Source organism: Arsenicicoccus piscis, assembly GCF_022568835.1.
In the GTDB taxonomy this organism is placed as follows: domain Bacteria; phylum Actinomycetota; class Actinomycetes; order Actinomycetales; family Dermatophilaceae; genus Arsenicicoccus; species Arsenicicoccus piscis.
Window position 1 is genome coordinate 205,330 of sequence record NZ_JAKZHV010000001.1, and the last position, 19,817, is coordinate 225,146.

Annotated in this window: 13 protein-coding genes and 1 pseudogene; 6 read left to right on the top strand and 8 right to left on the bottom strand. The window is 71.8% G+C overall.

Translation table 11 applies throughout. From position 1 onward, the window contains the following. Window positions 1-17 precede the first annotated feature (17 nt). Window positions 18-3,332 carry a DEAD/DEAH box helicase gene (locus MM440_RS01065; protein WP_241441356.1) on the bottom strand — a complete coding sequence of 1,105 codons (3,315 nt, stop codon included), beginning with the start codon at window positions 3,330-3,332 and terminating at the stop codon, window positions 18-20. A gap of 41 nt (window positions 3,333-3,373) precedes the next feature. Here MM440_RS01065 and MM440_RS01070 point away from each other — a divergent pair. Then, a pseudogene (locus MM440_RS01070) lies at window positions 3,374-4,603 on the top strand (MFS transporter); the annotation flags it as partial. A 35-nt stretch (window positions 4,604-4,638) separates the two neighbouring features. Here MM440_RS01070 and MM440_RS01075 read toward each other — a convergent pair. The 3 genes from MM440_RS01075 to MM440_RS01085 all read right to left on the bottom strand — a co-directional run bounded on the left by MM440_RS01075 (window position 4,639) and on the right by MM440_RS01085 (window position 7,754). Beyond that, entirely contained in the window at window positions 4,639-5,949 is a 1,311-nt protein-coding gene (locus MM440_RS01075; protein WP_241441357.1) for an MFS transporter, read from the bottom strand. A gap of 101 nt (window positions 5,950-6,050) precedes the next feature. Next, the gene (locus tag MM440_RS01080; RefSeq protein WP_241441358.1) at window positions 6,051-6,410 is read right to left on the bottom strand and encodes a DUF4333 domain-containing protein; all 360 of its coding nucleotides are present in this window, start codon (window positions 6,408-6,410) and stop codon (window positions 6,051-6,053) included. A 21-nt stretch (window positions 6,411-6,431) separates the two neighbouring features. Next, window positions 6,432-7,754: an alpha-amylase family protein gene (locus MM440_RS01085; RefSeq protein ID WP_241441359.1), complete on the bottom strand. Its 1,323-nt coding sequence runs from the start codon at window positions 7,752-7,754 to the stop codon at window positions 6,432-6,434. 187 nt (window positions 7,755-7,941) lie between these two features. Here MM440_RS01085 and MM440_RS01090 point away from each other — a divergent pair, with 187 nt between their 5' ends. From MM440_RS01090 to MM440_RS01100, 3 genes are all read left to right on the top strand, one after another. Next, window positions 7,942-9,165, top strand: coding sequence for a globin domain-containing protein (locus MM440_RS01090; protein WP_241441360.1), 1,224 nt, complete (start codon window positions 7,942-7,944; stop codon window positions 9,163-9,165). 114 nt (window positions 9,166-9,279) lie between these two features. After that, window positions 9,280-10,008: a pyridoxamine 5'-phosphate oxidase family protein gene (locus tag MM440_RS01095; RefSeq protein WP_241441361.1), complete on the top strand. Its 729-nt coding sequence runs from the start codon at window positions 9,280-9,282 to the stop codon at window positions 10,006-10,008. 293 nt (window positions 10,009-10,301) lie between these two features. Further along, entirely contained in the window at window positions 10,302-10,766 is a 465-nt protein-coding gene (locus tag MM440_RS01100; protein WP_241441711.1) for an Lrp/AsnC family transcriptional regulator, read from the top strand. Window positions 10,767-10,788: 22 nt separating this feature from the next. On the opposite strand, the gene MM440_RS01105 is transcribed toward MM440_RS01100, so the two are convergent. Further along, complete coding sequence (locus MM440_RS01105; RefSeq protein WP_241441362.1) at window positions 10,789-11,622, bottom strand: dienelactone hydrolase family protein; 834 nt, start codon at window positions 11,620-11,622, stop codon at window positions 10,789-10,791. 77 nt (window positions 11,623-11,699) lie between these two features. Here MM440_RS01105 and MM440_RS01110 point away from each other — a divergent pair, with 77 nt between their 5' ends. Together MM440_RS01110 and MM440_RS01115 are read left to right on the top strand one after the other, a co-directional pair. Next, on the top strand, window positions 11,700-15,314 hold the full coding sequence (locus tag MM440_RS01110; RefSeq protein ID WP_241441363.1) for a TM0106 family RecB-like putative nuclease: 3,615 nt from the start codon (window positions 11,700-11,702) through the stop codon (window positions 15,312-15,314). Between the two features lie 279 nt (window positions 15,315-15,593). Continuing rightward, window positions 15,594-16,382, top strand: coding sequence for a nitroreductase family protein (locus MM440_RS01115; protein WP_241441364.1), 789 nt, complete (start codon window positions 15,594-15,596; stop codon window positions 16,380-16,382). Window positions 16,383-16,403: 21 nt separating this feature from the next. Here the strand turns inward: MM440_RS01115 and MM440_RS01120 are convergent, their stop codons facing one another. The 3 genes from MM440_RS01120 to MM440_RS17165 form a co-directional block, all read right to left on the bottom strand. Continuing rightward, window positions 16,404-17,486, bottom strand: a complete 1,083-nt coding sequence (locus tag MM440_RS01120) for a Gfo/Idh/MocA family protein (protein WP_241441365.1) — start codon at window positions 17,484-17,486, stop codon at window positions 16,404-16,406. Between the two features lie 142 nt (window positions 17,487-17,628). After that, window positions 17,629-18,378, bottom strand: a complete 750-nt coding sequence (locus MM440_RS01125; protein WP_241441366.1) for a hypothetical protein — start codon at window positions 18,376-18,378, stop codon at window positions 17,629-17,631. 50 nt (window positions 18,379-18,428) lie between these two features. After that, the gene (locus MM440_RS17165) at window positions 18,429-19,700 is read right to left on the bottom strand and encodes a M15 family metallopeptidase (protein ID WP_241441367.1); all 1,272 of its coding nucleotides are present in this window, start codon (window positions 19,698-19,700) and stop codon (window positions 18,429-18,431) included. Window positions 19,701-19,817 lie beyond the last annotated feature (117 nt).

A 19,817-nucleotide genomic window follows, 5' to 3' on the forward strand; every position in this document is an offset into this window, starting at 1 on the left:
TCCACCTGGCCCGGAGCCTACTCCCCCAGCAGCTCGGCGATGTCGGAGGCGCCGAGCGCCTTCGCGAACGCGCCCTCGTCGTCGACGACCTGGTCGAACAGGCCGCGCTTGCGCTCCTGCAGGGCGCGCACCTTCTCCTCGATGGTGTCCTCGGAGACCAGGCGGTAGACCATCACCGGCTTGTCCTGCCCGATGCGGTGGGTGCGGTCGATGGCCTGCGACTCCGCGGCCGGGTTCCACCACGGGTCGAGGACGTAGACGTAGTCGGCCTCCGTCAGGGTGAGGCCGAAGCCACCGGCCTTGAGCGAGATGAGGAACGCCGTCGCGTCGCCGTCCTTGAACTCGGCGATCGTCTCGGGGCGGTTGCGCGTGCGCCCGTCGAGGTAGACCGTCGAGATCCCTTCTCGCGCAAGGCGACCGCGCACCCGGGTGAGGAAGCGGGTGAACTGGCTGAAGACGAGGACGCGGTGGCCCTCGGCCGCGAGCTCCTGCAGATGCTCGACGAGCAGGTCGATCTTGGCCGACTCGGCCGAGCCCTCATAGCCCTCGTCGACCAGCGCCGGGTCGAGCGCGAGCTGCCGCAGCCGGGTGAGCGCGGCCAGGATGGCTACCCGGTTCTTCTGCATGTCCCCCAGCAGGCCGAGCATGCGCTGGCGCTCGCGCTGCAGGTGCCGGTCGTAGATCCGGCGGTGCGCCGGCGCGAGCGGCACCGTGAGCACCTGCTCCTGCTTGGGCGGCAGGTCGGACGCGACCTGGTCCTTGGTGCGGCGCAGGACGAACGGGCGGATGCGGCGGCGCAGCGTGGCCAGCTGCTCGGGCGCGTCGCCGTTCTCGATCGGCTTGCGGTAGCGGTCGCCGAACTTGCCCGGGTCGGGGAACATGCCGGGGGCCGCGAGCGACAGGATCGACCAGAGGTCCATCAGGGAGTTCTCGAGCGGGGTGCCGGTGATGGCGAAGACGGACGACGTCTGCAGCCGCCGGATCGCGAGATAGGTCTTGGAGCGGTGGTTCTTGACGAACTGCGCCTCGTCGAGCACCACTGCGCGCCAGCTGATCTCGCGGTAGACCTCGTCGTCGAGCCGCACCAGCGTGTAGGAGCTGACGACGATGTCGGCGCCGGCGACGGTCTCGGCGAGCGAGCCCTCCCGCCGCTTCTCGGTCTCGGTGACGGCGACCACGCGCAGGTCGGGTGCGAACCGGGCGGCCTCCGACGCCCAGGTGCCGACGACGCTCGTGGGGGCGATCACGAGCACCGGGTCGGCGAGGTCGCCGGTCTCCTTGGCCCGCGCGACCATGGCGAGGGTCTGCAGGGTCTTGCCGAGGCCCATGTCGTCGGCGAGCACCCCGCCGAGGCCCGCGTCCCACAGCAGCGACAGCCACCGGAACCCGTCGACCTGGTAGTGCCGCAGCTCGGCCAGCAGGCCCTTCGGGATCTCGGCGGGACGCGAGCTGCCTAGGGTGAGAAGGGCTTCCATCCGGGCCTGCCAGCGGGCACTCTGCTCGGCGACCACGCCGAGGCGCTGCAGCTCCTCCCACCAGCCGGCCTGGAAGGCCGAGAGCCGCAGCGAGTCGCTGTCCTTGTCGACGAGGTCCCGAGCCTCCTCGACGAGAGCGCGCAGCGAGTCGAGCTCGGGGCGCTCCAGCGAGAAGTAGGTGCCCGAGTCGAGGATGAGGTGGCTCTCCTGCTGGGCGAGGGCGCGCAGCAGCTCGGGCAGCGGCACCTGCTCCTCGCCGATGGACACGGCGACGTCGAGGTCGAACCAGTCGCGCTGGTCGGAGTCGCGGACCGAGATCGAGACGACCGGATCCTCCTGCGCCTCGACGTAGTCCGGCACGTCGCCGTGCACCTGCACGTCGACCCCGTGCTCCTCCAGCCAGGGGACGAGGGTCTGCACGAGAGTCGCGCTGTCGATGCCCGAGGTGGCCGCTGCTGCGCGCAGCCGGTAGCCCGTGGGCGAGCGCCAGCGCAGGTGCTCGACGGCGTCCAGCGCGTCCTCGGCCGCGAGCGCCTCCACGAGGGCGCTCTCGGCAGCGAGGTCTCGCGCGGCGTCGGCCTGCGGCGAGTCCATCGGCACCCTGCGGGCGAGCGAGCCGCTCGTGGACGCCATGGGATAGACGTAGCACCAACGCAGCTCGGCTCGGTGCCCGTCGAGGTGGGTGATGTCGAGACCGAGGTGCGGCGGCTGCACCTGGGGCAGCTCGACGTTGCCGGACCGGGCGCTGACGGGCACCTGCCGGCTGAGCGCCGGGTAGTACTGCTCGAGGAAGCGATCGACCTCCTCGGGCGGCACCATCAGAGTGCGGTGGGCGTCGACGAAGTTGGCCACCTGCTCCGGCACCGAGCTCTCGACCGGGTGCAGCACGACCTCGCGATCGGTCGTCGAGCGGTGCACCTCGTGGATGACGCCGTGCACCGGTCGGCCGATCGTCGACACGCGCCCCGAGAGGGGCTCCCCGTCGGCGGCCAGGACGGTGGGGCGCAGCGTGAGGGGACCGGCACGGTCTACGGTGTCGACGTCGAGGGTGATGCGCACGGGGTCGCCGATGACGAATTCCTCTGTGGACGAAGCGGCTACGAGACCGACGCCCACCTTGCGGGCGCGGTCCAGCAGGTGCCAGATGGAGTCGTCGAAGTCGTCCAGGTAGACCGGGTGGTTGCCGTAGCCGTAGGCGAACTGGTTGCGCGTGCGGTCGTGCGCCGTGCGGATCTCCTGGACGACCTGCAGCTGGTCGGCGCGCGCCCGGACGCCGTAGCCGCGGCTGATCTCGGGCCAGGTCACCCCCGTCTTGACCCACTTGTCCTTCTTGTTGCGCACGACCGGCACGAGCTGGACGCGCTGCCCCGGGGCCGCACCGCCGCGACCGGAGGCGCGGTTGTCGACCAGCGAGGCCTGCAGCGCCATCTCGGGCAGGTCGGGGTCGACGCCCTGCCCGCGGGCGGGACGCAGCGCCCAGCCGAGGGCCCGCTCCCAGTCGGCCAGCGCGTTGGGGTCGGGGGCGCCCTGGATGCGGCGCCGGGCCTCGAGGACGACCGCGACGACGTGCTTGCAGCTGGACTGCATCGGGCAGGAGCAGCGTCCGTGCCACTCGGGAGCGGCGGGCGGGGGCGGCTCGACGCCGACCCGCGAGATGATGACCTGGTAGTCCGAGGAGCGGGAGCCGCGCACCGTGCCGAGGACGATGCCGCCGTCCGGGGTGACCGTGATGGCGACCACGTGACCCTTGCGCCAGTAGTCCGTGCCACGCTCGAGCGCCCCCTCGCCACACGTGCGGCGCAGGCGCTCGTCGTTGATCCGAGCGACCCACGCGGCAGGGGCGAGGTCAACAGGCATAGCCTCCAGGATACGTCTGACCAGCCGCAGGTCTCACCCGCCGGTACGACTTCAGCGTCTACGCGTTCTTCGCGACCTTCATCGCCGCCAACTTCTTCGCCGACGGCGACTCGACGGCCGCGCTGCTGTCCACCTTCGTGGTCTTCGGCGTCGGCTTCGTCGCCCGGCCCCTCGGTGCCATCGTGCTCGGGCTCTACGGCGACCGGATCGGCCGCAAGGCGGCGCTCACGACCACGATCCTGCTCATGGGTCTCGGCACCCTGATCATCGCGGTCGCCCCGCCCTACGCCGCGATCGGCGTCGCCGCGCCGGCGCTGCTCGTCCTCGGCCGCATCCTCCAGGGCTTCTCGGCCGGAGGTGAGATCGGCGGCGCCGCAGCCTATCTCGTAGAGCACGCCCCACCGAGCGAGCGCGGCACCTACGCCGCGTGGCTGCAGGCGAGCATGGGCATCTCGAACCTCATGTCGGCCATCATCGGCTTCACCATCACCTCCACGATGTCCACGTCGACCATCCACGACTGGGCCTGGCGGCTGCCCTTCCTCATCGGCCTGCTCATCGTGCCGGTCGGGTTCTACGTGCGGCGGCGGCTCCCCGAGACGGAGGCCTTCGCCCAGCTGAGCGCGGAGCAGGGCGACGAGTCGCCGCTCGAGCCGCTCAAGGCGCTCTTCACCACGCACCTGTCGCGGCTGCTCGCCGGCGCCGTCTTCTCGATCCTGTGGACGGTCTGCGTCTACGCGCTGATCATCTACCTGCCGACCTACTACTCCACCAAGGGGATCGGGCTCGGCTTCACGTCGCGCGACTCGTTCCTCGCATCGCTCGTCGGCAACGTCGTGCTGGTCGCCGGGTGCGTGCTCGCCGGGCGTGCCGCCGACCGGCTCGGCGCCCAACGGGTCCTCACCTGGGGTGTCGTGGCGATGCTCGTCGTGCCGCTCGCCGCGCTGTGGTGGCTGCACCGGCAGCCCACGATCCCCGTGCTCCTCGCGGTGCACGTGATCCTCTGCGCCAACGTGTCGGTCTTCGCCGGCATCGCCCCGTCGACCCTGGCGCGCGCGTTCCCGGCCGCGGTCCGGTCTACGGGGATGGCGTTGTCCTACAACATCGCCTCGATCTTCTTCGCGGGCTTCACCCCCGCGCTGATGACGTGGGCCACCCGGTCCGTGTCGGTCTACGCGCCCGCGCTGTGGGTCACCCTCGCCGCCATCACCTGCCTCGCCGTCCTGCCGCTGCTGTTCCGGCAGATCCGGTCGCTGGACGGGCAGGCCTGACGCGCGCCGCGAACGCCGTTGCACCGCCCTGGATCTCAGTCGGGCAGCGGCGCGGACCGGTCCGGCTCGGGGCCGAGGGCCGCGCCGAGCGCGATGAGCAGTCCGCCGAGGACGAGCAGCGCCGCCACCGCGGTCGTGGCGCCGAGGCGCGCCTGCAGCGGCGGCAGCCAGAACGGATAGAGCGAGGGCAGCACGATGGACACGCTGTAGCCCACCCCGTAGCCGGTCGAGCGCACCGCGCCGGGGAACCGCTCGCTGAGGTAGGCCCCGATCGGGCCGAAACCGGACGACGTCGTCAGCTGCGTCGCCACGACGGCCGCCGTGACGGCCACCAGACCCCGGGCCGAGCCCACCGCGAGATAGCTCGCGGGCGCGAGCACCGCTGTGGCGAGGCCGAATCCGACGAGCAGACGGCGCCGCCCGACAACCTGCGAGAGCGCGCCCGCGACCGCGATCCCGAGGACGAGCGCCAGCGACGCGAAGAGCATGATCAGCGGCACGTCGGCGGGCGTGAGCCCGGGGTGCACCTTGAGGCCGGCCGTGAGGACCGGGATGGTCAGCTGCACGTAGAGCCACAGGCCCGTCATCAGGAGCACCACCTGGGCCAGCTGACGGCGCCACGGCCCAGCGACGACCGCGACGAACGGGCTGGTTGCTCTCGAGGCGGCCGTCGACGAGCTCGTCGACACGGGCCGTTCAGCCGTCGCCACGACGGAGTCACGCACCCCACGGCGGTAGTAGCCGAGCATCACCGCGGCGAGCAGGCCGCCGATGACGAACGAGATCCGCCAGCCGCCGGACGCGTACCCGTCGGCGCCGAGGACCGCGACCAGCAGCAGGGTCAGGGCGGCGATGGCGCTGTTGGCGAGCGGTGACATCGCCATGACCAGGCCGCTGACCAGCCCCCGTCGACGCGGTGCGCTCCACTCCATCGCGAGCGGCACGGCGGCGGTGTACTGCCCACCGAGGAAGATGCCGCCGAGGAAGCGCAGCACCACGAAGGCCCACACGGTGCCCGCGCCGAGCACCGTGTGGTCCGGCACCGCGGCGAGCGCCAGCGTGGTCGCGGCCACCCCACCGATCGCGACCTGAGTGGTCATGGTGCGCCCGTGGCGGTCGGCGAGATGGCCGAAAAGCGCTGCGCCGAGCGGCCGCCCGAGCAGCGTGGCCACGAACACGACGCCCGTCTGCGCGGCGGCACCGGCGGGCCCGTAGAGCCTCGCGGCGGCGGGCGCCAGCGCGATCACCGGCAGGAAGATGTCGACCTGGTCGACGAAGTTGCCCCACACGGCCCCCGTGACGGCCTTGCGCCCGGTGCGGCCCTGATCTGACGAAGGACGATCCATCACACGCTCCCTACGGCGGCACGACCCGCATCAGGTGGACGGTCGGCGCCGCGTCAGCACCCTCTCAGCCCGTGCCCGGGCTCCCGTGGTTCGGCCCGATGCTACGTCGCCTTGGGGGTGGCCTTCGGCGTGGTCCGGGGATCGGCCTTGACGGTGAGCGTGGGGTCGGCCGCGTCGGCGTTCTTGATGCCGACCGTGAGGCCGAGCGTGTTGCCCTTGCGGTCGCTCTGGTAGCACCGCATGGTCTCCCCGGCTCGGACCGTCAGGTCCCCGGGACAGGTCACCGAGTAGTCCTTGCCCGTCTTGGCCTTCATCAGCTGACGCACCTTGGACTGCACCGTCTTCTGCGGGATGGTCGCGGCCGGCTGGGCGCCGCCACCACACCCCGCCAGGGCCAGCCCGAGCGCAGCAACCGTGGCGGTCAGCAGCGCCGGCCGCGCGGGGAGGCGAAGCTCGATCACGGGCACCACTGTAGCCACGGGCTACTCCTGGCCGAGCACGACCCAACGGTGCGGCGGCACGGTGGCTGCGCGTGACGCTACCTCCGCGTGTCCGGCGAGGACCCGCTCGCTGTCGTCGCAGCCGAGCACGAACGGCTCGTCGGTGAGGTTGAGCCCGACCCGGACGCTCTCACCGCCCTCGCCCGTCGCGACGTAGGTGATGGTGCCGTTGGCGACGTCGTTGACCTGCGTGCGAGCGCGGTGCAGCCACGGGTGGCGCCGACGCAGGGCGATGAGCTCTTGCACGACGTGCTGCAGGCCACGCCCGAGATCGCTGAGCTGGTCAGGGGATTCGGGCATGACGGGACGCACCTGGTCATCACCGCCGGCCCGCTGCTCCTTGACGCCGGTGTAACCCTGCTCGTCCCCGTAGTAGATCGAGGGGGTGCCGCCGACGGTCAGCAGGATGACGAAGGCGTGCTCGTGGTGTCGCTGCTCGGCGATCTGGGAGGCCACGCGCGTGACGTCGTGGTTGCCGATGAAGGTCTGCGGGACGAAGGAGTCCAGCATGTCGTTGTGGCGCCCGAGCGTCCACACCAGCTCGTGGAAGTTGACGGTGTCGATGGACGACCAGGTGGCCTTCCACAGCTCGTACTCGGTGACGGCGTCGAGGTCGGCCTCGCGCACGAACGCCGCGTAGTCACCGTGCAGCACCTCACCGAAGATGTAGGCGTCGGGGAACTGCTCGCGCACCCGCGGAATCACCTTGTGCCAGAACGACGTCGGCACGGCGTAGGCCGCGTCGAGGCGCCAGCCGTCGATGCCCTTGGCGAGCCAGTAGCACATGACGTCGGCGACCAGGTCGACGACGGCGTCGCTCTCGTGGTTGAGGGTCACGAGGCCCGGGTGGCCCTCGAACATCTCGTGCGCCGGCTCGCCCTGGTCGTCGGTCGACTCCCAGTAGAACTGGAACAGCTTGGCAGCCTCGCTCCCCTCGCCCTCGGCGAGGGCCTGGGTGAAGGCGGGGTGGTCATGACCGACGTGGTTGAAGACACCGTCGAGGACCAGCCGCAGGCCACGCTCCTGACAGGCCTGCACGAGCGCCTCGAAGTCGGACTCGTCGCCGAGGCGCGGGTCGATGCGTCGGTAGTCGAGGGTGTCGTAACCGTGCGAGCTGGACTCGAAGACCGGCGCGAGCAGGAGGCCGGAGCAGCCCAGCTCGACGACGTAGTCCAACCACCGCGTCAGGTGGTGCAGTCGGTGCCGCACCTCGCCCGCCGGGACCTGCGTGCGCTCGTGCTCCGCACCCACGAACCCCAGCGGGAAGACGTGCCAGAAGATTGCGTGATCGACCCAGCCAGCCATGCCCCCACCTTGTCACATGGTGGCTGGGTCGCTCGCGGATCGTTGCCGGGGGTCCCGGCGATGACAAGCCTCCGCTCGTCCTCTAAACTCGCCACGGTAGTCCTCTAAAAGAGCGCCGCAGTCAACCCCTGCCCCCTCGAAATCCCTCGCAAGACCCCCTCGAAGATCCCCACGAAAGGCACTGCGCATGAAGCTGTCCCCCGAGTCCGAGGCCATCGTCAAGGCGACAGCCGGGGTCGTGGCCGAGCACGCCGAGGCCATCACCAAGACGTTCTACCCGGACATGTTCGCCGCGCACCCCGAGCTGATGCGGGTGTTCAACAAGGCCAACCAGGCGATCGGTGAGCAGCCCAAGGCCCTCGCGGCCTCGGTCGTCGCCTACGCCGTCAACCTGATCGACCCGGACGCCCCGGACTTCACGCCGGTCCTGAAGCGCATCGCGCACAAGCACGTGTCGCTCGGCATCGCGGCGCAGGAGTACACCATCGTCGGCCACCACCTGCTCAAGGCCGTCAAAACGGTGCTCGGCGACGCCGTCACCCCCGAGGTCGCAGCGGCCTGGGACGAGGTCTACTGGCTGTTCGGGACGGCGCTGATCGCGGAGGAGGGCAAGCTCTACGCGCTGGCGGGGACGGACCCGGCGCACCCGTGGCGCAAGTACCGCGTCGTGGAGCGGTTCGAGGAGTCCGACGACATCTTCTCGCTGATCCTCGCGCCGGTGAGCGGTGTCGTGCCGAGCCACACCACGGGCCAGTACGTCGCCATCGCCGTAGACCTCCCCAACGGTGAGCGTCAGCCCCGGCAGTACACGATCTCGTCCGGGCCGCGCGGCGACTCGATCCGCGTGACCATCAAGCGAGTTCACGGCGTCGACGGGCACCCGGACGGTCAGGTGTCCACCTGGCTGCACGAGAACGCGAAGCCGGGCACCGTGCTCGACGTCTCGCAGCCGGCCGGTGACCTGGTGCTCGACGACGAGTCCGACGGACCGCTCGTGCTGGTCTCGGCGGGCATCGGCATCACGCCGATCGCCGCGATCGTGGAGGACCTGTCCCGGCGCGCGCCGGCTCGGACGGTGCGGATCTTCCACGCCGACACCTCCCACTCCAACCACGCGCTCTACGCCCACCTGCGCCGGCAGGTCCTCGCCATGGACGACGCGAAGGCGCAGAACTGGTACGAGCAGGACGCCGAGAGCGCCCCGACCCTGCACCCCGCCCGCCCCGGCTTCATGGACCTGTCGGACATCGACGTGCCGGCGGACGCCACCGTGTTCATGTGCGGCCCGCTCGAGTTCATGCGCCTCACCCGGAAGGTGTTGATGGCCAAGGGGATCCCGTCCGAGAACATCAACTACGAGGTGTTCGGCCCCGACCTGTGGGCGCAGAACCCGGACAACGCCGACGCCTGAGCGAGGCGATCGACGGCTGAGGTCTCGATCCCGAGACCTCGCGCTCGAGCCGGCCCGGGGCTGCCGCGGAATTGCGGTGGACCCGGGCCGGTGCTGGCGTGCCATGCTGCGGGCATGGCCCGCTCGCCCCAGACCCACGCCCTGCACCGGCTCGCCGACCGTCAGCAGACGGACCGCGCCGCCCTCGACCAGCTGCTCGACGGCGAGCTGGCCGGCACCCTCAGCACCGTCGTCGACGGCGAACCTCTCGTCGTGCCCATGCTTTTCGCTCGCGACGGTGACCGGATCATCTTGCACGGGTCGACCGGTGCGGGAGCGTTGCGGCAGGTGGCTGCGGGGGCCCCGGCGGCGCTCTGCGTCACCGCCCTGGACGCCATCGTGGTCGCGTCGTCGACCTTCGACTCGTCGGCCAACTACCGCTCGGCAGTGATCCGCGGTCGCCTCGAGCAGCTAGACGCGCGGGATGGCTGGGACGCGCTGAACCTGTTGAGCGACAAGATGATTCCCGGCCGGGTGAGCGAGGTGCGGGAGATGACCGCAAAGGAGCGCGCCGCCACGTTGGCCGTCGCCCTGCCCATCACCGACGGCAGCTGGATCATGAAGGCGCGCAGCGGACCGCCCAGTGCTCCGTCCGACGAGGGGTCTTCTGCGGACGCTGCCTCCGCAGACGGTGCCGGCGCAGACGGTGTCTCCGCAGAGGGTGACGGCGGCGTGCCCTGGCAGGGGGTGGTGCCGCTGCACCGCACCTTCGGCGAGCCCGAGCCGGCGCCCTGGCTCGCGGACACGGTCGAGGTCCCGGCGTCGGTGCGGCGGCTTGGCCGGGTAGGCCGGAGCCCCCGCTGACCGGTGGGTCAGGACGGGGGCTCCGTAGGTGTCAGGCGCGATGTCATCGGGTGCGATGACGACCTGCTCCTCCGGTCGGTGGTGTGCGCCGAACGAGCTGCCGGGCCGACTTCCCTCGTGAGGTCGTCGAGCGATGTGATCATCATCTATCCAGATGCTCTACAGCATCTGCAAGTGGCACCGTCTAGGATGATCAGAATGATCAACCAAGGCCGCCGAGCGCCGTGACGGGTGATCACGCTGACCGGCGCTCGGGGCACGACGACGGCAGCCTGACCGAGGGGACGACGCGGATGAGCTATCAGCTGGACGAGACCGACCGGCGGATCCTGCTGGCCCTCGACGAGGACCCGCGCATGACGGTCATGGCACTGGCTGAGCGGTGCGGGCTGGCGCGGGGGACGGTGCACGCCCGGCTGGAGCGCTATCGCACCGAGGGCATCCTGCGGCTCAACAGCGTCCGGGTCGAGCCGCAGAGCCTCGGCCGAGAGCTCAGCGCGATGGTCGCCGCGGAGCTGGACCAGCACCAGCTGCGCAACGCCGTGAAGGCGCTGGAGCGGATCCCCGAGGTGCTCGAGTGCTTCGCACCCGCCGGCGAGACCGACCTGCTGTGCCGGGTCGTCGCGCGCTCCCCCGACGACCTCTACCGCGTCTCCGAGGAGATCCGGCTCTGCCCCGGGATCGTGCGCACGCGGACGTCGATCTACCTGCGGCGGGTCATCCCCTATCGCACCGGACCGCTGCTGAGGTCGGGCTGACCGCGCTCAGCCGTGCAGCTGCTCAGCCGTGCCGGCGCTCAGCCGTGCAGGCGAAGGACGCGGACCAGGTGCGGCCAGGCCCTCGCGCCCAGCTCGCGATCGGCGGTCTCGGTGCCTCCGCGCGCCATCGCTCGGCCCGCGGCCACCGGCGCCTCCCCGGGCAGGATGGCGCGATGACCGGCAGCAGGGTGCTCCACGAGCCTCGTCGGCAGACCCGCAGCGGCGCGGCGGCCGGTGATGTCGCGCGCGAAAGTCGTTGCGGGCCAGACCTGGTCGTCGCCGCCTGCGACCAGCACCAGCTCTGCGAGGCCGTCGACCGGGATCGTCGCAGCGGCCAGCGTCTGCGCGTCTGCGGCGGCCAGACAGGCCTCGTAGAACGGGGTGTAGGCCGGTGGGTCCTCGTCGGCTCCCATTCCTCGACGAACGGCACGAACGGCACCGGTAGACCCGCCCAGGTCCAGTGCGAGGTCTGGCCGGGTGCCGAGTCGGGGACGCCCGCCCACACGTAGGCACTAGGCGCGAACGCGACCACCGTCTCCACCCGCGCGTCCTTCGACGCCAGGAGCAACGCCGCCTCCGCACCGAACGACAGCCCCACGACGGCGAGCCGCTCGTTGTCCACCGCCAGGTCGTCGAGCGCCTCCACGAACAGCTCCAGCGGGACCTCGAACGGGCCCGGCTGCAGGCCCGGGGCGCCGAACCACCGCAGCACGAGCACGTCGGCACCGTGCGCCGCGAGCAGCCGGGCCCGGCCCTCGTCGATGCGGCCGCTGGACCCGGCCACGAGCAGGACCCCCGTGCCGCTCCGGGTCGCAGGACGAAGCCGCAGGTGGAGCCGCTGCTCAGGCGTCGTCATGATCCCGATCCTTGCACGCGAGAGGGGGTCTGTCGGAGGGCGCTGCTACGTTCGGCGCAACGGTGAGAGGTGGCGTGATGATCCTGCTGGGGGACGACGAGACGGGCGGGTCGGTCGTGTGGAGCGCGAGCGACCTGGCCCAGGTGTCGGTGTGCGAGTTCGCCGCGATGCGTGGCCTCGACGTGCAGCTCGGCCACCTGGAGGGCGCGCCGGCGGATCCCGACCCGCTGCTCGCCCAGCTGGCCCGGCTGGGGGATGCGCACGAGCAGGCCGAGCTGCGCCGGCTGCGGGCCGAGCACGGCACGGGTCGGGTGCTCACGATCGACCGCCCCTCCCCCTGGACGACCGGCGCGCTCACGGCCGCCCGGGACCGCACCCTGCAGGCGCTGCGGGACGGCGTCGACGTCGTGTGTCAGGGGGCCTTCTTCGACGGCGAGCTGGTGGGCTTCGCCGACTTCCTGGTCCGGGACCCGCGCTGGTCGGGCGACCGGCCGGTCTACACCGTCCACGACACGAAGCTGGCCCACCACGTGCGCGTCACCGCTCTGCTGCAGCTGGCGGCCTACGCCGACCAGCTGATGGCCATGGGGGTCGACCCGGGTGACGACGTGGTCCTGGTGCTGGGTGACCAGACGCGTCCGCGCTTCCCGCTCGCCGAGATCCTCCCCGTCTATCGCGAGCGCCGCGGGCGCCTCCGGACGCTCGTCCGTCGCCGCCAGGAGGCCGGGTCGCCGATCCGGTGGGGTGAGCCGGACCTCGTGGCCTGCGGGCGGTGTGCCGAGTGCGCCGAGCAGGTGGCCGCGACGCGTGACGTGCTCATGGTCGCCGGGGTGCGAGCGCGCCACCGCGCCGTGCTGCACGAGGCGGGGGTCGACACCATCGACGCGCTGGCCGCGCTGTCCGAGCGTCCCGAGGGTCTGTCCACGCGCACCTACGACAAGATCCGGCACCAGGCCCGGCTGCAGGTGGCGGCCACTCCCGGCAGGGTCCTGCACGAGGTGGTCGACGCGAGCATGCTGCACGCGCTGCCCGCTCCCGATCCGGGTGACATCTTCTTCGACTTCGAGGGCGATCCGCTGTGGCAGGAGGCCGGATCGTCCGCCCGCGGCCTGGAGTACCTCTTCGGGCTGCTGGACACCGACGAGACCTTCACCCCGCTCTGGGCGCACGACCGGGCGCAGGAGCGGCAGGCGCTGCTCGACTTCCTGGACCACGTCGAGGCCCGCCGCCGTCAGCACCCCGGCATGCACATCTACCACTACGCGCCCTACGAGACGAGCGCCCTCAAGCGGCTCGCCGGTCGACACGGCGTCGGCGAGGAGCGGGTCGACACGCTGGTGCGCGAGCACGTGTTCGTCGACCTCTACTCCGTGGTGAAGCGCTCGGTGCGCATCAGCCAGGCCTCCTACAGCATCAAGAAGCTCGAGCCCCTCTACATGGGCGACCAGCTGCGTGGCGGCGACGTCACCACGGCCGGCGAGTCCATCGTCGAGTACCACCGCTTCACCGAGGCCGTCGTCGCCGACCGCCACGACGACGCGGCCGCCCTGCTGACCGCCATCGCCGACTACAACCGCTACGACTGCCTGTCCACGTTGCGGCTGCGCGACTGGCTGCTGGGGCTGGCGGCCGTGGAGCCGGTGCCTGCCGGCGAGGCTCTCGATGGCGGCGTTGTCGGTGACCAGGTTGTGGATGGCAGCGTCATGGAGGCTGATGTCGCGGGTGGGGGCGACTCGGCCGACTCGGAGGCCGAGATCGATCCCGTTGCCGCACACCGGGATCGGGTGGTCCGTGAGCTGATGGAGCGGGCCGAGGTGGGGCGCGACGAGCTGCGCACCCCCGAGCAGACGGTCGCGGCCATGGCGGCTGCCGGGGTGGGCTACAACGTACGCGAGCACAAGCCCTTCTGGTGGGGCCACTTCGATCGGTTGGTCGGTGAGCCCGAGGACTGGGCCGACCGCTCCGCGCTGGTGGTCGAGCGCGCCGAGGTGGTGTCCGACTGGGAGGCGGCGTCCGGTCGCGCCCTCACGCTCACCCGTGTCCTGCGTCTGCAGGGTCGCGTCGAGTCGGGGTCGAGCATCCTGCGCGCGGGCGACGCGAGCGTGCACCTGCTCTACGAGCACCCCGGTCCGGCCGAGCTGGCCCCGACCGGCCCGGGCGAGCGCGCCTGGCACAGCAGGGCGAGCGTCACCCTCGTCGAGGACGTATCGGGCGATCGGCACGGCCGGGTGGCTCTCACCGTGCACGAGCGCACCACGAAGGATCGCCGCACCTACGCGGAGCTCCCGAGCGCCGTAGCCCCGGGGGCGCCGCCCGCTGCCGTCGCGCTCGACGACGCGCTCCTGGCCTTCGCCGAGCGGGTGCACGCCAGCTGGCCCGAGCTGCCGCGCGAGGCAGCGGTCGACGTGCTCGCCCGACGCGCCCCTCAGGGCGCGACCGGAGCGGCAGTGCTCCCCCAGCCGGACGGCGACGACCTGATCACGGCGATCACGACGGCGGTGCTGGGGCTCGACCGGTCCTACCTCGCCGTCCAGGGCCCACCCGGCACCGGCAAGACCTACGTCGCCTCGCACGTCATCAAGCGACTGGTGGAGCAGGGGTGGCGCGTGGGGGTGGTGTCCCAGGGACATGCCGCCGTCGAGCACCTCCTCGACGCCTGCGTCCGCGCCGGCGTCGACCCGGCGGTCGTGGGGAAGCTCAAGGCGAGGTCCGAGTCACCCACCTGGACCGCCCTCGCCAAGGAGCGTGACCTGCGGGACCTCCTCGACCGCAGCGCCGACGTCGGCTGCGTCGTGGGCGGCACGGCCTGGGACTTCAGCAGCACGAAGAAGTTCGCCGATGCCGAGCTCGACCTGCTGGTGGTGGACGAGGCGGGCCAGTTCAGCCTCGCCAACACGGTGGCGTCGGCACGGGCGGCCAATCGGCTTCTGCTGCTGGGCGATCCGCAGCAGCTCCCCCAGGTCAGCCAGGGCATCCACCCTGCCCCGGTGGACCAGTCCGCCCTGAGCTGGCTGGCCGACGGTGCCCACGCCCTGCCGGCCGAGCTCGGCTACTTCCTCCCCACCAGCTGGCGCTTGCACCCGGCGATCTGCGAGGTGGTCTCGCAGCTGTCCTACGACGGTCGGCTGCACGCGCACACCGCGGTCGCGGGGTCCCGGAGCCTGACCGGCGTGCCGGCCGGGGTGGCCACCGTCCGGGTGGAGCACGAGGGCAACAGTGGGCAGTCACCGGAGGAGGCCGCTGCTGTCCTGGAGCTCGTGCAGTCCCACCTGGGCCTCCCCTGGCGCCCCGGCGCAGACGAGCCCACTCGACCGCTGGACGAGGCCGACATCATCGTGGTGGCGCCCTACAACGCCCAGGTCGACCTCCTCCGGCGCACCCTCGACGAGGCCGACCTCCCCCGTGTGCGGGTCGGCACCGTAGATCGCTACCAGGGGCAGGAGGCTGCGGTCGCCATCGTGTCCATGACCGCGTCACGGCTGAGCGAGACCCCGCGCGGCGCAGGCTTCCTGCTCAACCGCAACCGGCTCAACGTCGCCCTCTCCCGAGCCCAGTGGCGGGCGATCATCGTGCGCTCGACCACCCTCACCGACGCGCTCCCCGCCAGCGCCTCCGGGCTCCTTGAGCTGGGTGCGTTCCTTCGGCTCAGCGAATCCACCTCCGCTGCAACGCTGCTCGATCCGCCTAGGTAAGGCTGGGCGGGGGTGCCGGCACCCGCGTCATGTTTACCGTGGAGGCGAACCCAGCAGGATCCGCTCATCCAGCCGGCGCTCTGCGAGCCTGGACAACCTTGCCCTGCTCTGCGACCACCACCACCGCCTGGTCCACCAACGCGGCATCACCGCCACCACTACCCCCGACCATGTCACCTGGCACACCACCCGCACCCTGACCGGCTGGCAACCCACCACACCCCCCACCACCACGACAGCCGCCGCCTGACGCCCGCGCCGGCTGACAGGAACCGAGCCATGACCCCACGACCAGCAGCCACCAATCCCACCGACCCGAGTGCGCGCCCGCACCCGCCTGACGCCGACCACCCAGCCCGCGACGCGCGTGGGCGGGCGGACGCGGAACCGGCCGCGGACGAACGAACAACCGCCGGCGCGGCCGGCGGCGCAGGTAGCACCGCCCGTGGTGACGCGACCGGAAGTTCGGGTGGCGCCTCGCTTAGCGACCCGGCCGAGGACACCCCAGCCGACCGCGCGGGAGGCGCCGCAACAGACGGAGAGCCAGCCGACGAGCTGCTCCCGGTGCTCCGCCGGCGCTGGAGCCCACGCGAGTGGGACCCAAGCCACGAGCTGACGCGCAGCCAGGTGGACGTCCTCCTCGAGGCAGCGCGCTGGGCCCCGTCTGCGGGCAACTCCCAGCCGTGGGCGTTTCACGCAGCGCGACGGGGCAGCGCCGAGCATTCCGAGATGGCGCCGCTGCTTGCCGCCAGCTCGCGGCGTTGGGCGCCGGCCGCGAGCCTGATCGTGGTGAACATCTGCCACCGGTTCGTCGAGGAGACGGACTGGGACTACAGCGAGTTCGCGGCCTACGATCTCGGGCAGGCGGTGGCGCACCTCACCATCCAGGCGCACTCGATGGGGTTGGCGTGCCGGCAGTTCGCGGCGTTCGACCGGGACGCGGTGAGGGAGCTGCTGCAGGTTCCGCCGCACTGGCAGGTGATGACCATGACGGCGGTGGGGCGGCCGGCGCCGCACGCGGAGGCCGGGACGCGCTCACGGAAGCCGGACGTCACCCGGACTCGCTGACACCACGCGGCCCCGCTGACGTCAGCCGAGGGTGACCGGCGTTCCGGTGGCAGCCGAACGGGCGATGGCGTCGGTGACGCGCAGGGTGGCGAAGCCCTCGGTGACGGTGACCAAAGGCTCAGCGCGTCCAGCGACGACGGCACCGAAGTGCTCCATCTGGGCGGCGAGCGGGTCGACGCGCTCGACCGGGATCACGCTGCGGGTCAACGGGTTCCACCACGAGGGGACGACGCCCTCGGCGTACGTGCGCAGCCGCATCGTCGGCACGCCGAGGGAGCCTCGAGTGCCGGTGATGACGTAGCAGTCCTCGTCGTCGGCGTGGTCGTAGGATGGGTTCTCGCCCGACGTCTGCTCCCACGAGCGCGGCCCGGCGGCGGCGTCCGAGATGAGGAAGGTCCCGAGCGCGCCGGACGCGAAGGTCAAGATGATGGCGGCGGTGTCCTCGACGGCGAAGCCACGGGTGACGTTCGACGTGACAGCCTGCACCGCGACGACGTCGCCGCAGATGGCGCGCAGGTCGTCCACCTCGTGAATCATGTTGATAAGGATGGGCCCGCCACCCGGCTGGGTGCGCCACGGGGCGACGTCGAAGTAGTCGTCCGGCTTGTAGAACGTGGCCATCCCGTTGACCGCGACGATCCGACCCAGCACCCCGCTGGCTACGGTCTCGCGGGCGGCGGCGACCAGCGGGCTGTGCCGGCGGTGGTGACCGACGAGCAGGGGGACGTGGGGGCCGACGGCGGAGGCGGCAGCGACGAGTCGTTCGCCGTCCTCGATCGTGTGGGCGACCGGCTTCTCGACGATCGCGGGTACGCCGGCGGCCAGGCACTCGATGGCCTGGTCGACGTGCAGGTGGTTGGGGGTCGCGAGGACGACCCCGAGTCCTGGTGTCTGCTCCGCGGCCAACAGCTCGGCCAGGCTCACGAACGACGTGACCCCGTGCTCGGCGGCCAGCTCCACGCCGGCTGGGGTCGGGTCGACGATCGCGACGAGGTCCACGGTCGAGGAGTCAGCGGCGAGGCGAGCGTGGGCGCGGCCGATGAGCCCGGCGCCGCAGATGGCGACACGTGGCCGCTGCGAGGCGGGCAGAGCGGGGGCGATCATGTGGTCACGGTCGACCAGCAGCGTCCGAGCGTCAACCGCAGGCGTTCGGCCGCAACGATGTTCACCACGCCACTGCACAGACCGCTCACCAGGCAGTGCAGCTCATCAGGATCGCATCAAGCGGCACACCAGTCGCCCCAGGTCACCAGGCACCCCAGGACGCCAGGCCCGCGCCCCGACGCCAGAGCGACCCGTCCGGGTCGGCGAGCATCGCGACGACGAAGCGTGCTCCCTGCGGCTGGGCGAGCTCCACCCACATCCCGTCGGTGCCGAGGTCCTTGCGATCGACCAGCCGTGGTGCGGTGGACAGCACCGTGGTCGGCAGCCCCGCTGCCGGGTTCCGCGCACACCCCTGCGCGCGAGATCGGTAGAGCGCAGCGAACGACTGTGCCTCGGCCGCCGTCCCGAACGCCAGCGCCAGGGCCGTGCCGGGTTGCTGCTTCGGACCGACGTAGGTGGCACCGAGGGCGGCGGTGGGCGTGGGCACGTCAGCCGGGCGCTCGGCGCAACCCTGCGCCATCAGGTCGGCCACGGCGAGACGCGGGACGACGTCGTGCACCCAGGTGCCGTTCGGCAGGTAGCGGCCGTCGTCGCCCTCACCGATCCCCCGTGACCACCCCGGGAAGGTGGGGAAGTCCTTGGCGGACAACGGTCCTGCGGTGGTGGCGGCGACCGTCGTCGGCGCGGTGAACTCCGGCACGGGGGTGGCCACCGACTCCGGAGCGGTCATGTCGGCGGAGGGGGCCGCTCCCCCTGCACCCGCCCCTGCACCCACCCCGGCCGAAGTCGCGGCGGCACCGACCGGCCCACCCGACCCGCCGCCACCGGATGCCGCAGCCGTGGGGACCACCGCAGCGTCGCCGGCCGAGCACGCGACCAGCGCGAGACTCACGGCGACAGACGCGGCCACTTCAGCGAGCGGGCTACCCCAGGCTGTTGGCCTCACAGCTGGAAGTGCTGCCAGTCGAAGCCGGTCAACCAGCGGAAACCGTTGGCGGCGAACGCTTTCGGCACCGTGCCGCCGGGCACCAGCATCCCCGGACGCACCCACGATCGGTTCACGTACGCGCGACCGTTGGCGGGGACCCAGACGCCGTTGGGCTGACGGTAGGGATTCTCGACCGTGTTCACGTCGATCGACTGACCGTAGGAGTGCGGCGACATCGACAGCGGGTTGCCGGTGACCCGACGACAGGAGAAGGCGTAGGTGTTGTCGGCGGCCATGGAGCGGTAGTCGTCGTTACCGTACGCGCTCGGGTCCTGCATGACCCGCATCGGGAAGCGCGAGTTGAGCGCCTTGGTGAAGACGTCGATGAACTTCGCTGCGCGAGTGCTGCGCACGATGAGGAAACCGCGGTGCTGGTTGCCGTCGAAGCCCACGTAGTTGAGGTCGATCCGCGTGAGCTGCGCCGGGCCGACCGGACAGCCGGCGCGGTAGGACAGCGGCACGTCGGAGGCCTTCGCTGCGCGGACGGTAGCCCGAAGCTCGGGGAAGCGCGTCAACCGGATCTGCGGGCCGTAGACCGTACGGGGGTGGTTCGCGCCGGTATAGCCGACGCGGTAGGACACGGCGTTCAGCTTGCCTGCGCCCCAGGCGAGCGGGATCGAGTAGGCGCCGCCCGCACCTGTCGTCGCCGTGGAGATGCGCGTCCAGCGGCCCTGCAGCAGCGCTTCGGTCCAGACCATCCGCCCGGCGACCCCGGCCGAGATGCGGCCAGTGGCAACAGGATTGGCGAGCGTGTAGCTGCGCGGGGCGAGACCGCTGGTCACGGAGACCGCGAGCGGCGCGACGTGCGCGACGAGGGCGCCAGTGGCCGCCCCTCCCCCGACAGAGCCTCCGGTGGCAGAGCCGACCGAGCTGCGGTTGGTCGTGACGTAGAACGTGTGGCTGCCCGAGCCGGCAACCGGGCCCGACCACTCGAAGCGTCCGTCCGCGGCAACGGCCACCGGGGTGCGGGTCGTGACGCCGGTGGGTCCCACGGCGAGGATCGACAGCCCGCTGCCGGCAGCGAGGCCCTGCACGGACCCGGTGATCTGGAACCGGCCGTGCTCTGCGACGAAGGCGGTAGGTGACGGGCACAGGACCGCGCACTGCAGTGCCGCCGTGATGCGCACCGGGGCGCCGGCCGGCGTGGTGGTCGCGTGCGACGACGGCGTGGGTGCCGCACCGCGGGTGCCCGTGGGGCTGGGCGCGGGCGATGGGTCGTCCGCCACATCGTGCGCGGGCGCACTGGCCGACTCGTGCGCGGGCGCACTGGCCGACTCGTGCGCGGGCGCACTGGCCGACTCGTGCGCGGGCGCACTGGCTGACTCGTGCGCGGACTCACTGGC

What these genes read in the sequence shown, in the direction of transcription:
- MM440_RS01065 (WP_241441356.1), bottom strand. Translation starts at nt 3,332, where the DNA reads ATGCCTGTTGACCTCGCCCCTGCCGCGTGGGTCGCTCGGATCAACGAC.
- MM440_RS01075 (WP_241441357.1), bottom strand. Translation starts at nt 5,949, where the DNA reads ATGGATCGTCCTTCGTCAGATCAGGGCCGCACCGGGCGCAAGGCCGTC.
- MM440_RS01085 (WP_241441359.1), bottom strand. Translation starts at nt 7,754, where the DNA reads ATGGCTGGCTGGGTCGATCACGCAATCTTCTGGCACGTCTTCCCGCTG.
- MM440_RS01090 (WP_241441360.1), top strand. Translation starts at nt 7,942, where the DNA reads ATGAAGCTGTCCCCCGAGTCCGAGGCCATCGTCAAGGCGACAGCCGGG.
- MM440_RS01095 (WP_241441361.1), top strand. Translation starts at nt 9,280, where the DNA reads ATGGCCCGCTCGCCCCAGACCCACGCCCTGCACCGGCTCGCCGACCGT.
- MM440_RS01100 (WP_241441711.1), top strand. Translation starts at nt 10,302, where the DNA reads ATGAGCTATCAGCTGGACGAGACCGACCGGCGGATCCTGCTGGCCCTC.
- MM440_RS01105 (WP_241441362.1), bottom strand. Translation starts at nt 11,622, where the DNA reads ATGACGACGCCTGAGCAGCGGCTCCACCTGCGGCTTCGTCCTGCGACC.
- MM440_RS01110 (WP_241441363.1), top strand. Translation starts at nt 11,700, where the DNA reads ATGATCCTGCTGGGGGACGACGAGACGGGCGGGTCGGTCGTGTGGAGC.
- MM440_RS01115 (WP_241441364.1), top strand. Translation starts at nt 15,594, where the DNA reads ATGACCCCACGACCAGCAGCCACCAATCCCACCGACCCGAGTGCGCGC.
- MM440_RS01120 (WP_241441365.1), bottom strand. Translation starts at nt 17,486, where the DNA reads ATGATCGCCCCCGCTCTGCCCGCCTCGCAGCGGCCACGTGTCGCCATC.